The organism is Myceligenerans cantabricum, from assembly GCF_054777735.1.
This window is the reverse complement of the sequence record NZ_BAAHAJ010000014.1, coordinates 240,343-259,539: the sequence shown is the minus strand read 5'-3', so window position 1 is coordinate 259,539 and position 19,197 is coordinate 240,343. Positions and strand designations below refer to the sequence as shown.

General features: G+C 69.0%; 16 protein-coding genes and 1 pseudogene. 9 read left to right on the top strand and 8 right to left on the bottom strand.

Annotated elements, in window-relative coordinates; genetic code table 11:
• Positions 1 to 722: 722 nt before the first annotated feature.
• Entirely contained in the window at positions 723 to 1,466 is a 744-nt protein-coding gene (locus ACYU96_RS19955; protein ID WP_460757659.1) for a response regulator transcription factor, read from the top strand.
• A gap of 78 nt (positions 1,467 to 1,544) precedes the next feature.
• Here the strand turns inward: ACYU96_RS19955 and ACYU96_RS19950 are convergent, their stop codons facing one another.
• Positions 1,545 to 2,567 (bottom strand): alcohol dehydrogenase catalytic domain-containing protein, encoded by a 1,023-nt coding sequence (locus tag ACYU96_RS19950; protein ID WP_460757656.1) that lies wholly within the window; start codon positions 2,565 to 2,567, stop codon positions 1,545 to 1,547.
• Between the two features lie 171 nt (positions 2,568 to 2,738).
• Complete coding sequence (locus tag ACYU96_RS19945; RefSeq protein ID WP_460757654.1) at positions 2,739 to 3,350, bottom strand: DUF305 domain-containing protein; 612 nt, start codon at positions 3,348 to 3,350, stop codon at positions 2,739 to 2,741.
• Positions 3,351 to 3,539: 189 nt separating this feature from the next.
• Between ACYU96_RS19945 and ACYU96_RS19940 the strand changes: the two genes are divergently transcribed.
• The gene (locus ACYU96_RS19940; protein WP_460757651.1) at positions 3,540 to 4,262 is read left to right on the top strand and encodes a response regulator; all 723 of its coding nucleotides are present in this window, start codon (positions 3,540 to 3,542) and stop codon (positions 4,260 to 4,262) included.
• Positions 4,263 to 4,278: 16 nt separating this feature from the next.
• On the opposite strand, the gene ACYU96_RS19935 is transcribed toward ACYU96_RS19940, so the two are convergent.
• A complete protein-coding gene (locus ACYU96_RS19935) occupies positions 4,279 to 5,376 on the bottom strand; it encodes a sensor histidine kinase (protein ID WP_460757648.1) in 1,098 nt (365 codons plus the stop codon).
• A gap of 352 nt (positions 5,377 to 5,728) precedes the next feature.
• On the opposite strand from ACYU96_RS19935, the gene ACYU96_RS19930 reads away from it, so the two are divergent.
• On the top strand, positions 5,729 to 6,325 hold the full coding sequence (locus ACYU96_RS19930) for a DUF305 domain-containing protein (RefSeq protein ID WP_460757646.1): 597 nt from the start codon (positions 5,729 to 5,731) through the stop codon (positions 6,323 to 6,325).
• Positions 6,326 to 6,345: 20 nt separating this feature from the next.
• Here ACYU96_RS19930 and ACYU96_RS19925 read toward each other — a convergent pair.
• A pseudogene (locus ACYU96_RS19925) lies at positions 6,346 to 6,573 on the bottom strand (heavy metal translocating P-type ATPase); the annotation flags it as partial.
• A 377-nt stretch (positions 6,574 to 6,950) separates the two neighbouring features.
• On the opposite strand from ACYU96_RS19925, the gene ACYU96_RS19920 reads away from it, so the two are divergent.
• From ACYU96_RS19920 to ACYU96_RS19905, 4 genes are all read left to right on the top strand, one after another.
• On the top strand, positions 6,951 to 7,400 hold the full coding sequence (locus ACYU96_RS19920) for a hypothetical protein (protein WP_460757643.1): 450 nt from the start codon (positions 6,951 to 6,953) through the stop codon (positions 7,398 to 7,400).
• A gap of 108 nt (positions 7,401 to 7,508) precedes the next feature.
• Complete coding sequence (locus tag ACYU96_RS19915) at positions 7,509 to 8,339, top strand: C40 family peptidase (RefSeq protein WP_460757641.1); 831 nt, start codon at positions 7,509 to 7,511, stop codon at positions 8,337 to 8,339.
• Positions 8,340 to 8,432: 93 nt separating this feature from the next.
• Positions 8,433 to 9,272, top strand: coding sequence for a F510_1955 family glycosylhydrolase (locus ACYU96_RS19910; protein ID WP_460757638.1), 840 nt, complete (start codon positions 8,433 to 8,435; stop codon positions 9,270 to 9,272).
• 70 nt (positions 9,273 to 9,342) lie between these two features.
• Positions 9,343 to 10,827: a copper resistance CopC/CopD family protein gene (locus tag ACYU96_RS19905; protein WP_460757635.1), complete on the top strand. Its 1,485-nt coding sequence runs from the start codon at positions 9,343 to 9,345 to the stop codon at positions 10,825 to 10,827.
• Positions 10,828 to 11,017: 190 nt separating this feature from the next.
• Here ACYU96_RS19905 and mobF read toward each other — a convergent pair whose 3' ends face one another.
• The 4 genes from mobF to ACYU96_RS19885 all read right to left on the bottom strand — a co-directional run bounded on the left by mobF (position 11,018) and on the right by ACYU96_RS19885 (position 16,789).
• Positions 11,018 to 14,545, bottom strand: a complete 3,528-nt coding sequence (mobF, locus tag ACYU96_RS19900; protein ID WP_460757632.1) for a MobF family relaxase — start codon at positions 14,543 to 14,545, stop codon at positions 11,018 to 11,020.
• A 293-nt stretch (positions 14,546 to 14,838) separates the two neighbouring features.
• On the bottom strand, positions 14,839 to 15,186 hold the full coding sequence (locus ACYU96_RS19895) for a hypothetical protein (RefSeq protein ID WP_460757629.1): 348 nt from the start codon (positions 15,184 to 15,186) through the stop codon (positions 14,839 to 14,841).
• Positions 15,183 to 15,908 carry a hypothetical protein gene (locus ACYU96_RS19890; RefSeq protein ID WP_460757626.1) on the bottom strand — a complete coding sequence of 242 codons (726 nt, stop codon included), beginning with the start codon at positions 15,906 to 15,908 and terminating at the stop codon, positions 15,183 to 15,185. Before ACYU96_RS19890 ends, ACYU96_RS19895 begins: the two co-directional genes overlap by 4 nt.
• Positions 15,905 to 16,789, bottom strand: a complete 885-nt coding sequence (locus ACYU96_RS19885; RefSeq protein ID WP_460757624.1) for an HAD family hydrolase — start codon at positions 16,787 to 16,789, stop codon at positions 15,905 to 15,907. Before ACYU96_RS19885 ends, ACYU96_RS19890 begins: the two co-directional genes overlap by 4 nt.
• Here ACYU96_RS19885 and ACYU96_RS19880 point away from each other — a divergent pair.
• Together ACYU96_RS19880 and ACYU96_RS19875 are read left to right on the top strand one after the other, a co-directional pair.
• The gene (locus ACYU96_RS19880) at positions 16,680 to 18,323 is read left to right on the top strand and encodes a helix-turn-helix transcriptional regulator (protein WP_460757620.1); all 1,644 of its coding nucleotides are present in this window, start codon (positions 16,680 to 16,682) and stop codon (positions 18,321 to 18,323) included. The two genes, ACYU96_RS19885 and ACYU96_RS19880, sit on opposite strands and share 110 nt — an antisense overlap.
• The gene (locus ACYU96_RS19875; protein ID WP_460757618.1) at positions 18,320 to 19,192 is read left to right on the top strand and encodes a phosphotransferase enzyme family protein; all 873 of its coding nucleotides are present in this window, start codon (positions 18,320 to 18,322) and stop codon (positions 19,190 to 19,192) included. The genes ACYU96_RS19880 and ACYU96_RS19875 overlap by 4 nt, the downstream gene beginning before the upstream one ends.
• Positions 19,193 to 19,197: the final 5 nt, after the last annotated feature.

The window sequence follows — 19,197 nt, the reverse complement described above, 5'->3', positions numbered from 1 at the left end:
CGAGACCGGTGGCAGCAACACCACCGGCATCGAGCACCCGACCGCACTCGGCCTGGGCGCCCTGGCCCTGGCCCTGGGCACCGCCGGACTCCTCACCAACCGCCGCCGCGCCACCAAGTGACATGACACCCATCAATTCCCAGCACGACCACGCACGCCGCCGCCACCTCACCGTGGCGGCGGCATGCGCCACACTGGTCGACGGGCCGTCCGAGGCAGAGCGGCCCGCAAGCTGCGTCCTCCATGGCAACCATCGGCGCCGCAATCGTGCATCCTCATCGCATCGCTCGCGTCGATGCCTCGCGAGGCACGCAAAAGGCCGCTGACCAGCGGGTCAACGGCCTTCACCGGGTGGAGCCAAGGGGACTCGAACCCCTAACCCCCTGCTGGTGGAGCGAGTGTCGACGCTCGCTCGCAAGGCTGTTTCCAGCGGGCGCTCGTGCGCCCTGTTCATCTCGCGAGAACGGCTAGATTCCGCCGTTCTCGCATCGCTCAGGACCAGCGTCCCATGGGTGGGTATCGGTGGGCAACCGTGGGCGGTGGTGGTCGCTGGAACCGTGTCAGATCGCGTGTCAAGGGCGGCAATCGTGTCAGGAACCGTGTCACGGCTTGGGCCGGAGAGGACTGCGGCTGAGCCACCATCAGCCCACGTTTCGTCAAGGTGAGACGCCCGAGCGGGCCGTTCGCCCGCGGCGCGAGGGAGTGATTGTTAAATTCGTTGGGTGGACGAGAGCGGTGGTCGAGGCGCTGTGGTCGTCGTGGAGGACGACGACGACATCCGGGGGCTCATCGAGTTCACGCTGCGGCAGGCGGGGTTCACCGTGCACCCGGCGACCACCGGTGCCCAGGGCGTGGCCCTGGTCAAGGCCCACGATCCCCTCGTGACGACGGTCGACGTCTCCCTGCCCGACATCGACGGGTTCGAGGTGGTGCGGCGGCTGCGGACGTTCTCCGACAGGGTCGTCGTGATGCTCACCGGCCGCGTCGGCGAGCCCGACACCCTGATGGGCCTGGAGATGGGCGCCGACGAGTACGTCACCAAGCCGTTCCGGCCGCGCGAACTGCGGGCACGGGTCGACGCGTTGCTGCGCCGCGCCGACCTCTCCGCCACGGCGGCGGCCGACCAGCCCGCACCGGGCGAGCCCGGCGCCGACGCCGGGGAGCTGGAGGTGGACACCGCACGCCGCACGGTCCGCCTGGGTGGCGAGCTCGTGCAGCTCACCCGCACCGAGTTCGACCTCCTCGCCGCGCTGCACGGCGCACGCGGGAGGACCGTGGCCAAGGGCGACCTGGCCGCCGAGCTGTGGCCCGACCAGTACCGGTACGGCGGCCGTGTCACGGAGGCGGACCACCGGACCGTGGAGGTGCACGTGGCCAACGTGCGGCGCAAGCTCGGCGACAGCCCCACCCACCCCCGCTTCATCCACACGATCCGAGGGCTGGGATACCGGCTCGACGGCTCCTGAGTCCCGGCTCAGCCGTCCAAGTCGAACCTCTCCGCACGCGCCGCAGCCACGAGCCGACGCACGCGGCGGCCCTGTTGCTCAGGGCGTCAGGAGCACTTTCGTCGCTCGGCGTTCATCCATGGCCCGGTAGGCGTCCGGGGCATCTTCCAGCGAGTAGGCAAGGTCAAAGATCTTGCCGGGGTTGATCTTCCGGTTCCAGATGAGTGCGACAAGTTCGGGAAGGAACCGGCGTACCGGAGCCGGGCCACCACGCAGGTGCACACCACGGACATTCAGATCCTGGCCATCGGGTCCAGTGCCGTGGGAGACATCCACCTGGGCTACACAACCGCCCGCCCGGGTCGCGCGGATCGCCCGCCAGATCGACTCGCCGGTGCCGAGAGTGTCGACAGCACCGTGCGCACCGTACCCGCCGGTGAGCTCCTTGACTCGCGTCACACCGGCGTCACCTCGCATTTCGACGACGTCGGTTGCCCCGAACTCGCGGGCTCGGGTCTGCCGCTCGGGGTCTTCGGTGAAGACAATGATGCGTTCGGTACCGAGGTGTCTGGCAGCCAGAGCGGTGGAAAGGCCAAGCGCTCCGTCGCCCACGACGGCGAGAGCCTTGCCTGGGCCCGCTTCGGCAAGGACCGCCCCGAACCATCCGGAACCCAGTACGTCACAGGCGGCCAGCAACGACGGGATCAGGTCGGCTGACGGCGCCTGGGGGGTGGGGACGAGCGTGCCGTCCGCCAGTGGGACGCGGACGAGTTCGGCCTGCGTGCCGTGCGAACCCATCATCACTCTGTTCGCACAGCGGGACTGGTGGCCTGCTTCGCATGTCTCGCAGGTGTTGTCGGACGCCACGAACGAGCCGACGACGAAGTCGCCGGCCTTGATGTTCCGCACGTACTCGCCTGTCTGCTCGACGACACCGACGTATTCATGTCCCATGGCGGTTGGCGCGGCCAGCTCGTTGATCCCGCGATAGAGGCCCACGTCAGAACTACAGATGCTGGTGGCCGTGACGCGGACGACGGCGTCGGTGGGCTCAAGAATCGCCGCGTCAGGCCGGTCCTCGACTCGGACGTCGCCGGGCGCGTGCATGACCACTCCACGCATGGAAGGCCCCTTCCTCGTGTTGGTCGCGCCTCACCGGGCGCCGTACATCGAGACTGCTTCTATCGTGGCCACCACCAGAACCGTGCGCCCGGCGGCCTCCGTCGGGGGTGTGGGGCGGGCATGGCGGTGTGATCTCCCTTCTGGGGCCCGAGGTGGGACCTGTTCAGCAGTTCACTGTGCGGGAGCTTCGGCCAGTCCCTCCATCTCGACGATCTCCGTGGTCTGAGCGTCGATGATGGTCTGCGCCAGGCGCGTCGCATCCTCGTTCACACCGTCCTGGATCTCCGCCTCCGCCATCTCGATGGCGCCCTCGTGGTGGGCGATCATGTGGTCCAGGAACTGCGTGTCGAACTCCGCACCCTCCAGGGTTTCCAGGTGACCCATCACCTCCTCCTGACTCATCCCGTTCATGTCCATGCCCGCCATGTCCATGCCGGCATGGTCGACGACCTCGACCTCCTCGCCCCAAGCGGTCAGCCAGCCGGTCATGAGGTCGATCTCAGGCTGCTGCGCGTCGGCGATCCGAGTGGCCAGGTCCTTGACCTCCGGCGAGTCCGACGTCGCCACGGCGAGTTCGGCCATCTCGACCGCGCCCTCGTGGTGGACGATCATCATCTGCGCGAACGCCGTGTCGGCGTCGTTGTGCTCGCTGGTCGTTGCTCCACCCTGGGGCGCGCTCGCATCGTCGGCCGAGTCCCCGGTTCCCGAGCATGCGGTGAGCGCTGCACCGACCAGGAGGGCGACGGTCGTGGTGTGCAGTGTTCGACGGAGATTCAGGTGCACGAAGATTCCTCTCGCTTCTTCTTTCGCCGTTGCGGCGACATGGTGCCGGACGCCGTGGCCGACCCGACAAGGACGAGCCTGGACGGTTCGGGGCGCAGATCCGATCGGCGGCGGATCAAGGTTCGATGAAGAGCGCTTGCAGGTGACGTCTCCGGTCCACTCCCTGTGCGACTTTGGGAGAATGGGCCGGTGCCCGCCTCCGCTCCGCTTCGTGCTGTCGTCGTCGACGATGAGATTCCCCTGGCTCGTCTGATCGGCGGGTACTTTGAGCGGGAGGGTTTCGAGACGCACCTGGCCCATGACGGCCTGGAGGCGATGGACGTGCTTCGTGAAACGGACCCCGACGTCGTCGTGCTCGATCTGGGCTTGCCGAGCCTCGGCGGAGTAGAGGTGTGTCGCCAGTTGCGCACGTTCTCCGACTGCTACCTGATCATGCTCACGGCGCGCACCGAGGAGATCGACGCCGTCGTGGGGTTGTCGGTCGGCGCGGACGACTACGTGACCAAGCCCTTTCGTCCGCGCGAGCTCATGGCGCGGGTGCAGGCGATGCTGCGCAGGCCGCGCCGTGATCACGCCGCGATTCCGCAGGCGTCGGCAGCACGGGTTCCGGCGATCAAGGTCGGGTCCCTGAGCATCGATGTCGATGCGCGCGAGGTCATGCTCGACGGCGAGGTGACGCGGCTGACCCGTACCGAGTTCGATGTTCTGGCAGCACTTGCCCTGAGACCGGGCAAGGTGGTGTCACGCCGCACTCTGATCGAGGCCGTCTGGGGCTCGGACTGGTACGGCGACGACCACCTCGTCGACGTCCATGTTCTCCACGTGCGTCAGAAACTGGGCGACAGCGCTGCAGAGGGGCGGTTCATCCGTACGGTGCGAGGGATCGGCTACCGGATCGGCACAGGAACGTGACGACACCTCCAGCGCGTCACGCGCCGAGCGAACGAGCGTGAGGTCTCAAGAAGGGGTGCCAGCGCAGGCCGGCGGGCCGAGCGGGAAGGTCGACGAGGAACGTCGCACCCTTGCCGAGGCCGTCGCTGAACGCCGACACCGTTCCGCCGTGGGCGATGACAAGCGCTCGGACGACCGCCAAGCCGAGACCCGAGCCACCGTGCCCACGATCTCTGGCGACATCGACGCGATAGAAGCGTTCGAACACGTACGGTAGGTGTTCTGCCTCGATGCCTCGGCCGGAGTCGGCGACGGCAAACCGCACGAAGCGGCCTCCGTGGCGTTGAGCAGTGAGTCGTACGACGCCACCTGCCGGGGTGTGACGCAGCGCGTTGTCGAGCAGGTTCCCGAGAACCTGGGCCATGCGATCTCGGTCGGCGACGACCGCCTCGGTGCCTGGCTGCACGTCGGTCACCAGGGTCACACCACGGCTCACATACCGGGCTCGTGCCGCCCCGGCGCTTGCCGCCACCAGTTCCTGCGCACCGACCGGCGAGAGGTCGAGCGCCACCGTCCCGGACTCCGCCTGCATCACCGAGCCCAGGTCTTCGGCGAGCCGTGTCAGGCGCGATGCCTGGGAACGCAGGACCTCGGTCGTCGCCGGGGACAGTTCCTCCACGCCTTCGTCGAGTGCGTCGAGGTACCCCGCGATCGTCGCCACCGGTGTGCGCAACTCGTGCGCGATGTCAGACATCAATCGCCTGCGCATCGTGTCGTTGTGTCCGAGCTTCTCCGCCATCGCGTTGATCGTCACTGCGAGCCCGTCGAACTCCGTGCCGATCCGCAGCGGCACGACCCGCGCATCGAATCGTCCGGCCGCCACCTGAGCTGCGACCGCAGCCGTGTTCTCCAACGAGGAGGACACCCGGCGCGACACCAGGAAGCCCGTGAGCAGCGAGACAAGGATCGCCGCACCGAGGGCAACGACCAGTGTCACCGCTCCGGCCGAGACGAACGCCTCGCGTGCGTGCGCAGCGACGCTTCCCGGCTCGTCCTCCGCGCGCTCCATGTGGTCCCGGAACACGCTCGGACCGATTGCCTGCACGACAAGCCATGCAGCCAGGCCACCGGACACCACGACAAGAGTCATGGACGCGACCAGGCGACTCCTGAATCCGGAGATTCTCACGACCACTCCCTTCCAGTGCGCGGTTCTCATGTGGACGCACGCGGCATGATCGCTTCCGTTGTTCTCCGACGTGCAGCGGGGGAGAACCTCCCGTTGCCGGCGTCAGAACGCGGGCCAGAGCAGGCGTCCGTGCTGGAACGAGCGCAGAGTAGTGGCGGGTACGACCCCGTCCACAGGGCACGACCCCTGGTGCGAGTCGCGCGCCCCGTCCGTACCGTCAAGAGTACTTCCGGCCTCGCACGGCGAGCACCGTCGGCGAGGACGGACGCACTCGACGCAGCCGAGGAGGCGGATCGCCATGTCACAGAGCGAGTACGACGACGGTCACGACCAGCAGGAGGAGCACCGCCGGCGCCCGACGAGGAACATGTACCTGCGCTTCGCGGCGATGCTCCTGACGGGCATGGTCGCCATGTACTGGGTGATGTTCGTGGGTTCCTGGGAGTGGAGCGACGTCCGGTTCAGCGAGAGCCGGGTATTCATGGCGATCACGATGGGCGGCACGATGGGCCTGATCATGCTCGCCTGGATGTCGAACATGTACAAGAACACCAAGGCCAACATCGCGATCGTCACGACCAGCGCCCTGCTCCTGGCAGGGGGCACCTTCCTCGACCGCAGTCAGATCACGGTGAACGACACGGCGTTCATGAGCGCGATGATCCCTCACCACTCCCTGGCCATCACCCGCTCCGAGCGAGCCCATATCGAGGACGTCAGGGTCTGCGAGCTCGCGTTCGCGATCAGTGAGGCGCAGCGACGCGAGATCGATGAGATGAACTGGCTCATCCAGGACATCGAAGCCAACGGAATCGCCGCCACGCGCCAGGAGGCGCAGACCCGTCCGGTTCCCGAGTTCGACGTCATGCCGGAGCGCGAGTGCCCGACCGGCTGAGCAGCCGGCACAGCGCGGCCCTACTTCCCTGGGCGCAGGTCCAGACGGCGAAGGAGTTGGGCGTTCAGCGCGACCACCACGGTCGACAGCGACATCAGGAGGGCGCCCGCCGACATCGGCATCACGAAGCCGATTCCCGCCAGCACGCCCGCCGCCAGCGGCACCGAGAGGACCGACCGCAGGTCGTCGCTGGCCAGGATCACACCTGCCGACGCGATCGCCACATCGGTGCCGGCGCCCATGGGCAGCATGCTCACTTTCGTGCGCCACCTGCTCGTCGTGCGTCGCGCCTGCGGCCCCGCTGTGATCGTGATCGTGCGGCATGGAAAGTCCTGTGGTTCGGAGATGTACTGCGTGGATGAGTGCGGTGCACTCAAGCCTTCTCGGCGCGATAGCCGGCCTCGGCGACCGCAGCCGGCACATCTGCGTCGACGAAGGGAGGCGATCCCGGTACTGCGAGGCGGCCGGTCGAGGCGCTGACCTACACGTCGCTCACACCGGGAACCCGACTCACCTCCTTGCTTACCGATATCTCGCGATGCCCGCACGTCATGCCGTGACCGCATAGGTCGTCGTGGTCTGTGTTGCCTTGCACCGTGTCCGTTCCGCTACTCTTGGGCTCGCCATGAACCTGACACGCACCGCTCGCTCGCCGCTCGCCGATCCTCGGCGGGACCTCGCGAGCGTCCTGGCGGCCGTGCTTCTAGTGCTCAGCGTGCTGAGCGTGCAGGTACTGTGCGGGATCCATCTGGACGAGGCCGGCCACAGCACGCACGCCGACGGCGAGATCACCGGCAACGATACGGCGGCTGCCGTGATCACTCCGGACCGGTCCACCGAGATGGTCTCCGGGGGGCACGGTGCGGGTGAGGGCCCGGTCCACTGCTCGGAAGATCGCGCGGAGACAGTTCGACACGTCAAGCCGCTGTCGCTCTACCCGGAGCTTGCCGAGGCGCCGAACCTCACCTTGCGATGGCCCGTACCCGACCTGTCGCGCCAGGCGTCCCCCATGCCGTCGGGCGTGACGGCCATGGCCGCGCCTTCGCTGCATGCCCTGGGGATCTCCCGGACGTAGACGCCACAGCCCGTCGACACCACGCCACCGTGAGTGTCGACCGCTTCGGCGCGCCCCGACACCGGGCCGCGCGCACGGTCTACTCCGATACGGAAGGTCCCACGTCTCATGGAGCCCAGCTTCAACCCGAACCCGACCGTTGGCGGTCGTGGTCGTCATCGGGCGGCACACCGACCCATCCTGGCCTGCGTCTCCCGTACTGCTACCGAGCGCGCCGCGTTTGTCGGCCGCACCGCCGTGGCCGCCGCGGCTGGTTCCAGTGCACTGCTGTCCCTGGTCGTCGCCCCTGCTCAGGCCGCACCAGTATCCGAGTCGATCGACACTTCTCCGGCCGGCAAGTCCGTCAACCAGGCGCTCGGCACGCTCGACCTCGACGTTCTGACCGCACAGGCCCGTGATGCGGTCGCAGCCGCGCCCGTCGTGACCGTCGCTCCGGATGCAGAGCTGAGCGTCGAGAAGGCCGTAGCGGTCTCTGTCGTCCCCGCCTCAGAGAACGAGGAATACCAGGCGGAGCTCGCCGCCGAGGCAGAGGCCGAGGCTGCCGCGCTGGCCGCCGAGGCGGAAGCGGCAGAAGCGGCGGCCGCCGTGGAAGTTCCTGCCTCCGCCGCTGGTTCTGCCGTGGTATCGGTGGCGATGCGATACCTCGGCGTGCCATACCTGTGGGGAGGATCCACTCCCGAAGGCTTCGACTGCTCCGGGTTCACGTCCTACGTGTATGCCCAGGTCGGGATCAGCCTGCCCCGCACGTCGTCCGAGCAACGCTACGCGGGAACCGAGGTGCCCTGGTCCCAGGCACAGCCAGGTGACCTGCTCTGGTCTCCCGGCCACATCGCGATCTACGCCGGCGACGGCATGCAGATCGAAGCCCCGGTCCCGGGCAAGACGGTTCGATACACGCAGATCTGGCAGTCCAACCCAGCAGTCATCCGCGTCGGCTGACATCACGTGATGAGCGGAGACCCGCCCGCCCTTCACGCCTCTCCGAACGCTCGACAGGAAGGCCATGCCATGACTCGACCAAGATCCGTCGTGATGACCGTGGCGGTCATATTCGCCGTCGGCCTTGTCGTTGCCACCTTGATGATCCCGAGATTGGCCGGCGACAAAGGCGACAGCGACCATGGGACCGCCCTGAGAATGGAGCACGTTCACGGGATCGGAGTCGATCCCGGCGACGGTGCCGTCTACGCCGGGACGCACCATGGTCTGTTCCGATTCGCCGACGGCCGCGCGACCCGGGTCGCCGATCGTGTGCAGGACTACATGGGTTTCGCCATCGTCGGGCCAGGCCAGTTCCTGGCCAGCGGGCATCCCGGCGAGGGGCAGGACGGCCCGAGCTCAGTAGGCCTCATCGAGAGCACCGATGCCGGGCAGACCTGGAAGATCCAGTCCCTGAGCGGCGAGGCGGACTTCCACGCGCTCGAGTACCGCCACGACCGCGTGTACGGACTCGACTCGATGACAGGGCAGTTGCTGGCCAGCAACGACGAACAGTCCTGGGAGGTGCTCAGCCAGATGGAGCTCGCGGACTTCGCGGTCAGTCCGGATACGCCCGAGGTGCTGGTCGCCACCACGGAGTCGGGCCTGACGCGGAGCGTTGACGGTGGTGGCACGTTCGACCTCGTCGATTCTGCACCGGTGATGGTCTTCGTCAGCTGGGCCGACGACGGAACTCTGGCCGGCGTGACTCCGGACGGCGTCGTCTACACCGCACGGGAACCGGACGGCGAATGGACCGAACGGGCCGACCTGGGCGGCCGGCCCGAAGCCCTGACCATCGACTCGGTCGCGAACATCTACGCTGCCGCGAGCGGCACCGTGCTCGCTTCGACCGATGGCGGCGCCACGTTCTCGCCGATCCTCGACCGGTGAGGCAGTCGTACCGAGGTACCGGCGTCGGGTCAGCCTCGGAGCCATGCGTACGGCCCCGAAGGAGCACGTCATGCCCCGACTCGCCGCACTGACACGCGCCACGACGCGGATCGTCGCCGCAGCGCTCGCCGCGCTGGTCCTCGCGCTGTGGTGCGCACCGGACGCCTTCGCCCACACCAAGCTCGATTCGTCGGAGCCAGCGGCCGGGTCGACGTCCGACAGTCCGGTCCAGGAGGTGGCGCTACGGTTCACGCTCCCGGTAACCCCGCTGGGCGACGGGATAGTGATCGACGGACCGGGTGGCGCCGTCGCGGCCGAGGTGGTCGCCGCGGAGAACGGCCTCGTCCTCGTCGCGACGCCGTCCGATGCGCTGACCGACGGCGACTACACGGTGAGCTGGACCGCCGCCGCCCAGGACGGTCACCCGCTGGAGGGCATCTTCGGCTTCACCGTCGCCAGCGCGGCCCCCGGCCCGACCGAGCCTTCCGAGGATGCCGACGCGCTTTCAGGCGGTGACTCCTCGGCCGGTACCGGCACGACGACGGGGCCGAGCGATACCGACGACGATGCCGGGTCGGGGTCGCACGCCGACATGCTCGACATGGATCACGACACGACGTCGGCGAACGAGACCGCAGCCGCAGTCGTGGAGGTGGTCGCGCGGCTCGGCAGGGCGGCCGCGCTCTGGGGTTGGCTGGTCGCAGCCGGCGGACTGGCGTTCGTGGGCCTGGTGCTTCGCGGACGGGACCAGGACGACGTGCCCGAGGTGCTGCGGGTAGTGCGGTGGACGGGCGCACTGATCCTGGCCGGACTCGTCGTGCAGGTCGTGGCCGGATCGGTGCTCGTGGCGCAGGGCGACATCGCGGCGGCGGCCTCACCCTCTGCGATCGGCGACTCGCTCCCTGGCCCGACGCGCTGGGCCCTGGGATTCCAGGCCGGCGGTGCAGCGGCAATCACGGCAGGTGCATGGCGCACGCTTTGGGGCTCGTGGCTTGCGATCCTCGGGAGCATGATGGCCGGCATCGGACATCTTCTCGACGGCCACAGCAACAACGTCGAGCCACGGTGGCTCGTCGTCACCGCCGATCTCACCCACCTTGCGGCTGCGGCGACGTGGGTGGGCGGTGTCGTCGTGATGGCCATCTTGCTGCGCAGCCGCCGACGGAACGGACGGAGGCTCGATGCCGCACTGATGGGCGCGCGCTTCTCCGTCGTCGGTGCCGTGTCCATCGCGCTGGTCGGTGCCGCCGGGATGTTGCTGGCGGGCTCGATCATCGATCGCCCTGCACAGCTCTGGGAGAGCAGCTGGGGCCTGTTCCTGCTCGCCAAGGTCGCCGTCGTCACCGTCGTCGGGATCATCGGCGCATACAACCACTTCGGCGTCATCCCCAAGCTCGTGGCCCGGCGTCGCGTCACACTGCGTCACGCCCGGCCGTTCCGCCCCCTGCGAAAGGCGGGCAACATGCTGCGCCGCAGCGCCGGTCGCGAGACATCGCTCATGGCCGTCATCGTGCTGATCACGGCCTGGCTCGTCGTGGCGTCCGTCCAGGAGTGAATTGCCGGGCTGTCACCGACGGGTTGGCACACCCACGGCGCTAGCCGTGGCACCGGCATGATCGCCGCGCTCTGGCTTAAATCTTCGTGTCAGGCACCCAGGATCACCGGGGGCATCACCGACATGCTCGGTCAACGCCACCATTGGCGCCAGGCGGAACGTCGGTCTGCTCGCGTGCGGGTCACAAGAGTCACAGGCCCATTCCCACATCCTTTTCGTGGCCAGGGCTGTCGTCGTGGTAAAGAACCTCCTCCAGATTCGGGGTGATCCGCTGCAACGCGTGTGCGACTCGTGCCGCGTCGCGAGCTTGCGCGTCGGTGACGACGGACTCGTGACCGGGAGGTATGTCGCTCGTGATGGTGTGGCGGTCGCGGTAGGCGGCGATGGTTCGGGCTGCGGTGCGCCAGGTGTGGCGACGGCGGCCGGTGGGCTCGGGTCCGAGTTCGGTGAGCCATGGCTCCTTGTCTCGTTTGGCGCGCGCAAGGAGGTCGTCGGCGCGTTGTTCGATGCGGCGTTCGCGTTCCAGGAGCGCCTTCTCGTACTCGGGTGCCATGGGTCCTGTGGCCTGGGGGATGAGGCCGGCGATCCGTCGGGGTTGTGGTATCAGGCGTGGGGTGAGTCCGTTAGATCGGAACGGCGTGGCCGTGGTGTGGGCGAGGCGGTAATGCAGGACAGCGGCCGGGTCGTCCGCGTCTGCCAGGCCGCGTTGGGCGACGACAGCGGGCAGGACTGCTTCGACGGTGTAGCCGTCGGCTTCGGCACGGCGGAGTTCGGCGGTCAGGGCGCCGAACGCGGGCGCGGTCACGATTTGGTCGACCTCGGCCGGGGTAAGTCCGGAGTCTTGCAGCAGTCTCTTCCAGCGGTGGTGTTGTGCGGCGGCGGCCAAGGTTTCGTACTCGGCGGCGAGTTGCGCGATGGAACCGTAGCGTTCGTGCTCGTCATGGCGGGTCTGGGTGGCAGCATTCTCGGCACCGCTGGTGTTGACGATCGCAGTCAGGACTGCGCGAGCGGTGGGCTCGGTGAAGTCGTCGGGAGTGATGCCGGTGCCGGTATCGGTGGCCAGGTAGACGGTGTTGGCTTCCCGTCCGCGGGTCAGGCCCACGTACAGGTGCTCGCGGGTCAATCCCGGGCCGGCGAGCAGGTGGGCGGTGTCGGTGGTAACGCCCTGCGTGCGGTGGGTGGTGATCGCATACCCCAGGTCCAGGTACTCGGCCGCGTAGGAGGCGGGGAGCGTGACCGTCCTGCCGTAGCTTGCGCCAGGCTGTCGGACCACAACCGACCCGTCGTGGCGGACCTTGGCGACGGTCCACCGGTCCCCGTTGCGCACCCAGTCGCCCGAGCGGGTGCGCAGTCGTCGGTCGTTGTGCCGGGTGATCACCACATCGCCAGCAGAGGCTTCCAGCCCGTCGGCCAGCCGGACGGCGCGGCCGGGGTCGGTGGCTCCGGTCTGGAGGCGTTCGGCACGAGCGCGCTCGTTCAGTGCGCGCACGGTCTCGCCTGCCGCGGCGACCAGGACAGAGGCCTTGCCCTGGGCGAGGTCGTGCTGCCAGGCGCCATAGGCGGTCTCGATCATGTCGTCCGCGTCGCCGTCACGGACGCGGTCGTGGGCCAGGTAGGCACCAACAGCCTCGGTGCGTCCATGCCGAAGGAGCAAGGAGGCGCGCTTCTCCCAGTCGTTGACGAATCGGTGTACCTCGGTCAGCTCCGGCACCTCGTCCTGGCTGTCGCGGTCGACGGTCAGGAGCGCGAAGGCTCCGCCGGCTTCCACGGCCTGGAGTTGGGACGGGTCGCCCACCAGCAGCACCTTCGCGCCTGCCCGGGCGGCATGGGCGGTGATGCGGTCCAGGGTGAGGGTTCCGGCGAGGGTGGCTTCGTCGATGATCACGAGTTGCCCGGCCTGGAAGCGAGCGTGGCCGTGGAGGTGGTCGTAGAGCCATTTGGCGGTGTTCTCACACCCGATCCCCAGATCTGCGGCCAGGACCTCCGCACCTGCAGCCGACGGCGCCAGCCCCACCACCGACCCGCAACCATGCTGCCGCTCCCACGCGGCGCGCAGGGCGCGCATGGTGGTCGTCTTCCCCGCGCCGGCCGGCCCGACCAGGAGGTCGATCTGGCGGCCCGAGGTGCCGATGCGGGCGACGGCCTCGACCTGCTCGACCGACACCCGCCGCACCTTGCCCCGCCTCCCGGCGTCCCGTGTCGTGCCGTCGCGACCAGTCGTGACGGCGTGGCCGACCGCGGCGAGTTCGAGGGTGGGTGCGGTGCGCGTGTTCGCACGGTCCACCAGGCGGACTTCGGCGTCCAGGAGAGCCTGGGAAGTGAAGACGGCTGAATCCTTCGGCCGAAAGACGCTCGACCCATCCGGGCGCAGGAACGCCGCCGGCGTGGGTTCAAGGTCCGGCGGAGTCAGCCGCACCGAGCCCTCAAGGGCGCGCTCGGTGATGGCCATGGTGACCGCGAGCCGGTCCTCGGTGCTGGCGAACCGCCAGGCCTTGGTCTGCCGCACGGTCTCGGCGATCAGGTTCCAGCGCCGCCAGGTCGAGCGCTTCTCCCCCACCGCGATCAACACCGTCGCGGCGACGTCGCTGATGACGTCGTGGGGGACATCGCCGGCCCGCAGCATCCGCGCCCGCCCGGAGGAGGTGAGCTGGCGGGCCCATGCGGCCGGGTCGCGGCCCAGTAGGCGGGCGGCGCGTTGCCGCCAGGTGGCCGTCAGGTCCGCCAGGGAGTGTTGCGTCTTGGCCGGGCGGGTCTCCAGGTTCGCTTGGCCGCGGTACTTCACGATCTGCTTACGCGTGGGAGCCCGCCCGTACCTGGCGCGGTGTGCGGCGATGAGTTCGTCGGTGCGCGCGTCGATCTGCTGACTGCGGTTCGAGAACGCCTCCACCAGCTCGTCGGGCACGCCTCTGATGGCCCAGGCGGGGTTGCGGTCCTGGCCGCGGCTGCGCGGCTCCCAATCGACCCCGAGGGCGCGTGTGAGGCGGTCGGCCACGAGCGCCTCATGCAGCTCCGACAGGGCCACGGTCGCCTCGTGCAGGCCGCGCCCGTCCAGAGACCGCCACCGCCCGTCCAGCACTGTCTTGACCTTGTTCGACACCACGACATGGGTGTGCAGGTGTGGGTCGTTTGCGCGGGAGTCGGGGTGATCGAACGCCATCGCGATCAGCCCGGTCACTGGGACCTGGGCGACCGCGCCGCCCTCCCCCGCCGCGCGCACCGCGCTGCCCGCGACCGCCGCGCCGACCCGGGTGGCGGCCAGTTCGCATTCCATCACCGTGAACACGTCCCCGATCGCGGCGTGGTGGACGTCCACGATGATCTCCTGCAGGCTGGCGTCCGCGACCGCCCACAGGATGCTGGCCGACTTGGGCAGCGAGAACGTGAAGTCATACCCCGCCACCGCCTTCCGGTCCGAGCCTGGCCCGTAGTCCGGATACGCGCGGCCCAGCTTCTCCCCGGTGACCGGGTCCAGGCCCTTGCCCGCCAGACGCGCCATCTGCGCCTCAGTGACTATGTCCCCCACCGCCAGGCGCCCGGCCGCATCCGAGCCCAGGGCCGCGACGCCGCCCCCGAGCCACCGACCCGGCGGTGTACCGGTCTCCGCGTAGTACCGGGTCAGCGGTGTGCTCATCGACCGGCCGACATCGCCGGTCGCGACCGTCTCCATGAAGTACCGGTAACCTTCCCCGGCCGACATCTTCTTCATCGACACCGCCATGCACGCGCACCTCCCTTGAGAGGGAGGTGCGCAGCGGTCACCACCGCGCCGGGAGAGCTTCAGCCCAGGCCGACACCTCCAGGCATCCTCGATCTGCAAGAGGCGTGAACCCGTGGAGGGGAGGAGGGTTCGGTGAGTGCGGGCGGTGATGAGAAGCTGAGGGACGCGGGGCGAGTTTGGGCGATATGGGCCGATGGCTGGAATCGGTGTTGTTGAGGGATTTGAAGGATCGAGATGTGGAGGCTGCGGGTGGCACGAGTTGAAGGCTGAGGTCCCGGAGGGGAACCGGGGTGTCAGCGATCCTGTCCCGGCCGATCGCGATGGATTCGCAGGAGATAGGAACCTGCTGCTACTTGGCGCCACGCTCCGCGCAGTCCGCTGGCACTGGTGGCGTAGGTGTGTCCGGCGGCCGCCAAGGCGTGTTCGACCTGGCGGCGCGTTGCACCGACAGCGGCGGGAACGTCAGCCACTCTGCTCCAGATCGAGCGCTCCTGGGGTCCGCCGCTGAGAACGAGCAGATCGCACACGGTCAGGCGGTGCCCGTCGTTCTGTCTGACGTGAATGAACACGAGGGCGCCGGCCGAAGCCAGGCGCACCGCCTGGCGCAGTTCGACGATCAGCGTGCTGAGATCGGCGCTCATCCGCGTGCTCCGCTCTCGGGCACGATGAGGCGTACCCGGTAGCCGTCGTCGTCGCGGAACACCACGGCCTCGATCTGTCCGGTGTGCGGGCTGCCAGCCCGGCGCCATCCGGCGATCAGGGACCGCAGTCTGCTCAAGGCGGTGGTGTCGGGGCCTCGGGTTACGAGATGTGTGTCGGTCAGCATGGCGACGCTCGGCTCGTCGCCGGGTGCGGCGGGGTTGGCGATGCCGATCCCGGTGCCGAGTTCGGTGGTCGCGGTGAACAGCCCTTCGGGGGCGTGCGCGAGGATCCAGGTGCGCACGTGCATGACGTCGGCAGGGTCGAGGCCGCTGGAGGCATCGCCGCCAGCGACACTGCCGGCCTGCGGTGCGGCGTGGCCGGTGCGTAGGGCGGTCAACCAACGTCTGGCTGCGTCGGGTCCGTTCGCCGCGCCGGTCGCCAGGACGTACCTGCCGTCCTGTTCGACCATCGTGCACGACGCCGGTCGCGCGTCCGACGCCGTGATCGGTGCGGGTTCTACGGGATGGAGAGCGACCGTGAATCGACCGCCGGTGCGGGTGATGACGACGTTCGCCTCGGTGCCAGGGAGTTCGGCGACGGGGCAGCGCAGGGTGACCTGCTCGTCGTCGGACAGGCGGTCGAGCGACTCGGCCGGGATCACGCCGGCCGTCGCTCTCGACGTCGGGCCGGTGGCAGCGTGCCGTGGTGTCGGGTGGTTCATCGTGACTGCTCCACGAAGGCGCGCAGCACGTGCACCACGCCCTGCTGGTCAATCGAACCGGTCACGTAGTCGGCCGCTGCCTGGACGCGTTCTGGTGCGTTCTTCATGGCGACGGCGGTGGCGGCCCACTCGAAGGTCGGCAGGTCGTTCCAGGAGTCGCCGACCGCGATGGTCGCGTCGCGCTCGATGCACAGTGCGAGCCGCACCTGCTCGAGCGCGCTCGCCTTGGAGACGTGTTTTGCGTTGAGGTCGAGCCAGTCGTCTCCGGCCGGGGTCACGCTCGCGCCGCAGGAGGACAGTTCGTGGACCAGGCCGGCGACGCTGTCGGCGTGCACGACGGCGCGGGTGGTGGGCGTGGTCCACAGGTCGTGTTCCCACCGCACTCGCCGCTGGCGCCCGTTGAGGCGGCCACGCGGGAACTTCTCGTTGACCCGCCATCCGCCTCGGTCGAGGTCCTCGACCGCGAGCAGGGCGTCTGGGGCGGCGCCGAAGGCGCGCAGCAGCACGGGCCGGGGGTCGAACTGCACCACCCGCTCGACCACGAGTCGGCAACGGCGCGTGAGCGGTGAGACGGTGATCCGGGTGGTGACGGCGCCGTTGGAGGACACGACCCAGCCGCTGCGCAGTCCGAGTTGCCGCACGATCGGCCACACGCCGCCGAGCGACCTGCCCGTCGCCAGGACCACGTGATGCCCAGCTTCTACGGCGTCGCGCACCGCCCACCTGGTCTCGCCCGGCACCCGTTCGCCGGTGCGCACCAGCGTGCCGTCGATGTCCAGGACGATCATCCGCTTTGGCGCCGTCGCGTGCGGGCGTCGTGTGACCTCGTCCGGGGTCGTGGCTCCGGGTGAGGTGTCGGTGATGTTGTGTGGCTGTCTCATGCTCATGGCTCCGTTCAAAGTGCGGTTCGCCGACGAGATGGCGTTTCCCTTTGATCGAAGCCGTCGTAGTTCGCGTTTCCGACCCCATGAATGGGGCATTGGTGGGACATTTCTGGGACGGCCCGCTGCGGTCCTTATTCGGGGATCGAGGGTCCGGCTAGCATCGACGGCAGCGTCATACCGATCGGAGGCTTGGATGCCGGTACCGCGTAGGGCGCTCACCCGGCGCCGCCACGCGGTCGGGCTGAGCCAGATGAAGCTCGCTGCGCTCCTGGACGTTGACCGCAAGTCCGTCGCGCGCTGGGAGGCAGGCGCCTCCACGCCCCGAGACTGGGTGCGCCCGCAACTAGCCGACGCACTCGGCGTGAGCATCGAGGAGATCGACGCCCTGATCTCCCGGTCGGATCGCACGCCAGCGGTCCCAAGCGGGTTCCACGGCATCGGGCCGCAACAGATCGTGGCCGCAGGCCCAGGCGATCCGCTGCTCATAACGACCGCTCCGGAGGATCCCGCCGACCTGACCGATCTCCACTCGCTCGTCGCGGGCGCCGCACACACCTCGACAGCGTTCGCGAGCCTGGTGTCGGCGAGCAACGTCTCCGATCCCGACCTCGACCGGTACCGGATCACGTTGTCGCGGATCGCGACCGACTACGTTCACGCTCCCCTGCTGCCGCTGGTGTCCGAGCTGATCGCGGTGCGCGACCGTCTCTTCGCGCTCCTGCACGGACAGCAGAACCTGCGCCAGCGGCACGATCTGTTCCTGCTGACCGGTGTGGCCTGCCTGCTTCTGGCGCACGCGTCGCAGAACATGGGCGAGTCACGCGCCGCGCTCGCGCAGTTGCGCACCGCGCGCCTGTGCGCGGACCAGACAGGGCATCCGGGCCTGCGGGCGTGGACGTTCGGAACCGGAGCGCTGATCGCCGAGTGGTCGCACAGCTCGATGGCGCTGGAGCAGACAGAGCAGGCCGCAGCCTTGGCACCGGCCGGTGATTCGCGCATCCGAATCGCTGCCATCGAGGCGCGAGCTGCCGCGCGCCTGGGCGACCGGCGGCGCGCCCTGGCCGCGATCGACCGCGTCCACGACACACGCCAGAACTCCCCTGTCGTGGACGAGGTCACCGACTTCGGCGGCCTGCTGACCTTCCCGCCGGCCAAGGAGCACTACTACCTCGGCAGCACCTACACGCTCCTGGGCGACTACGACGCCGCACGCCAGCACGCCACGGCTGCAATCGACGCCTACCGGGACGGACCCACCGACGAACGCTCCTACGGCGATGAGGCACTCGCTCACGTCGACCTCATCACGATCGGCGTCAACCACGACGACGCCGCGGAGGTCGAAGCCGCGATCCGGCCCGTACTCGACCTGCCCCCACAGATGCGCATCCGCCAACTGGGCAGCGCGATGAGTCGCCTCACCTCGCTCACCCGCGACCCCACCCACCGAACCAGCCGCGCCGCCCGGCAACTTGCCGATCTCGTCCACGACTACGCCCCGACCGACACCAGGAGTGCTCTCCCCGAATGACCACCACCGCCTCGCCGCCTGACGCGGCCGTCGCCGCCTGCCGGGCCTGGGACCTGCCCGACGACGTCGTCCCGCTGCACGCTCACGCCACCTCGGTCTTTCTTGTCCCCCGCGCCGACGCCGTCGTACGCGTCAGCGGCGCTGACCAGCACACCTCCCTGGCACGTTCCGTCACGCTCGCCCGCTGGCTGTCCGAACACGGCCTCCCGGTCACGACGCCGCTCGATGTCCCCCAGCCGTTCGCGGCAGGCGACTACGCCGTCACGGTCTGGTGGCACCTTCCGCAGCACGAGCGTCCAACCCCGCATCCCGAGCACCTGGGTCGCCTGCTGCGCAGGCTCCACGCCCTTCCGCAACCGCCGATCGATCTGCCGGCCTACCAGCCGCACGAGACGCTCCGGCCACAGATCCCACGATCCGCTGCGCTGCGCGCCGCCGACCGGCACTGGCTCCTGGCCCGATCCGACGCACTCCTGGCGGCATACGACCGCCTCGACTTCCCGCTCGGCCACGGCCTCATCCACGGAGACGCCTACCCTGGCAACACCCTCTGGAACGGTAACGACGTCGTCCTGGGCGACTGGGACGAAGCGGCCTTCGGCCCTCGCGAGCTCGACCTGGCCAACACCTTCCAGGGCATCCGCTTCGGACGCTCCGACGCCGACCTACACGCCTTCTCCCTCGCCTACGGCCACGACCTCACCCACTGGCCCGGCTTGCCCGTCCTCACCGAGCTACGCGACCTGCACACCCTCGGATCCTTCATCCGACGCGCCGACCACGGCGATGCCGAGGCGGCACGGCAGCTCGCGTTCCGGCTCGGGACGCTGCGGGCAAAGGACCGCACCGCGTTGTGGCGCGTGGCCTGACGCGC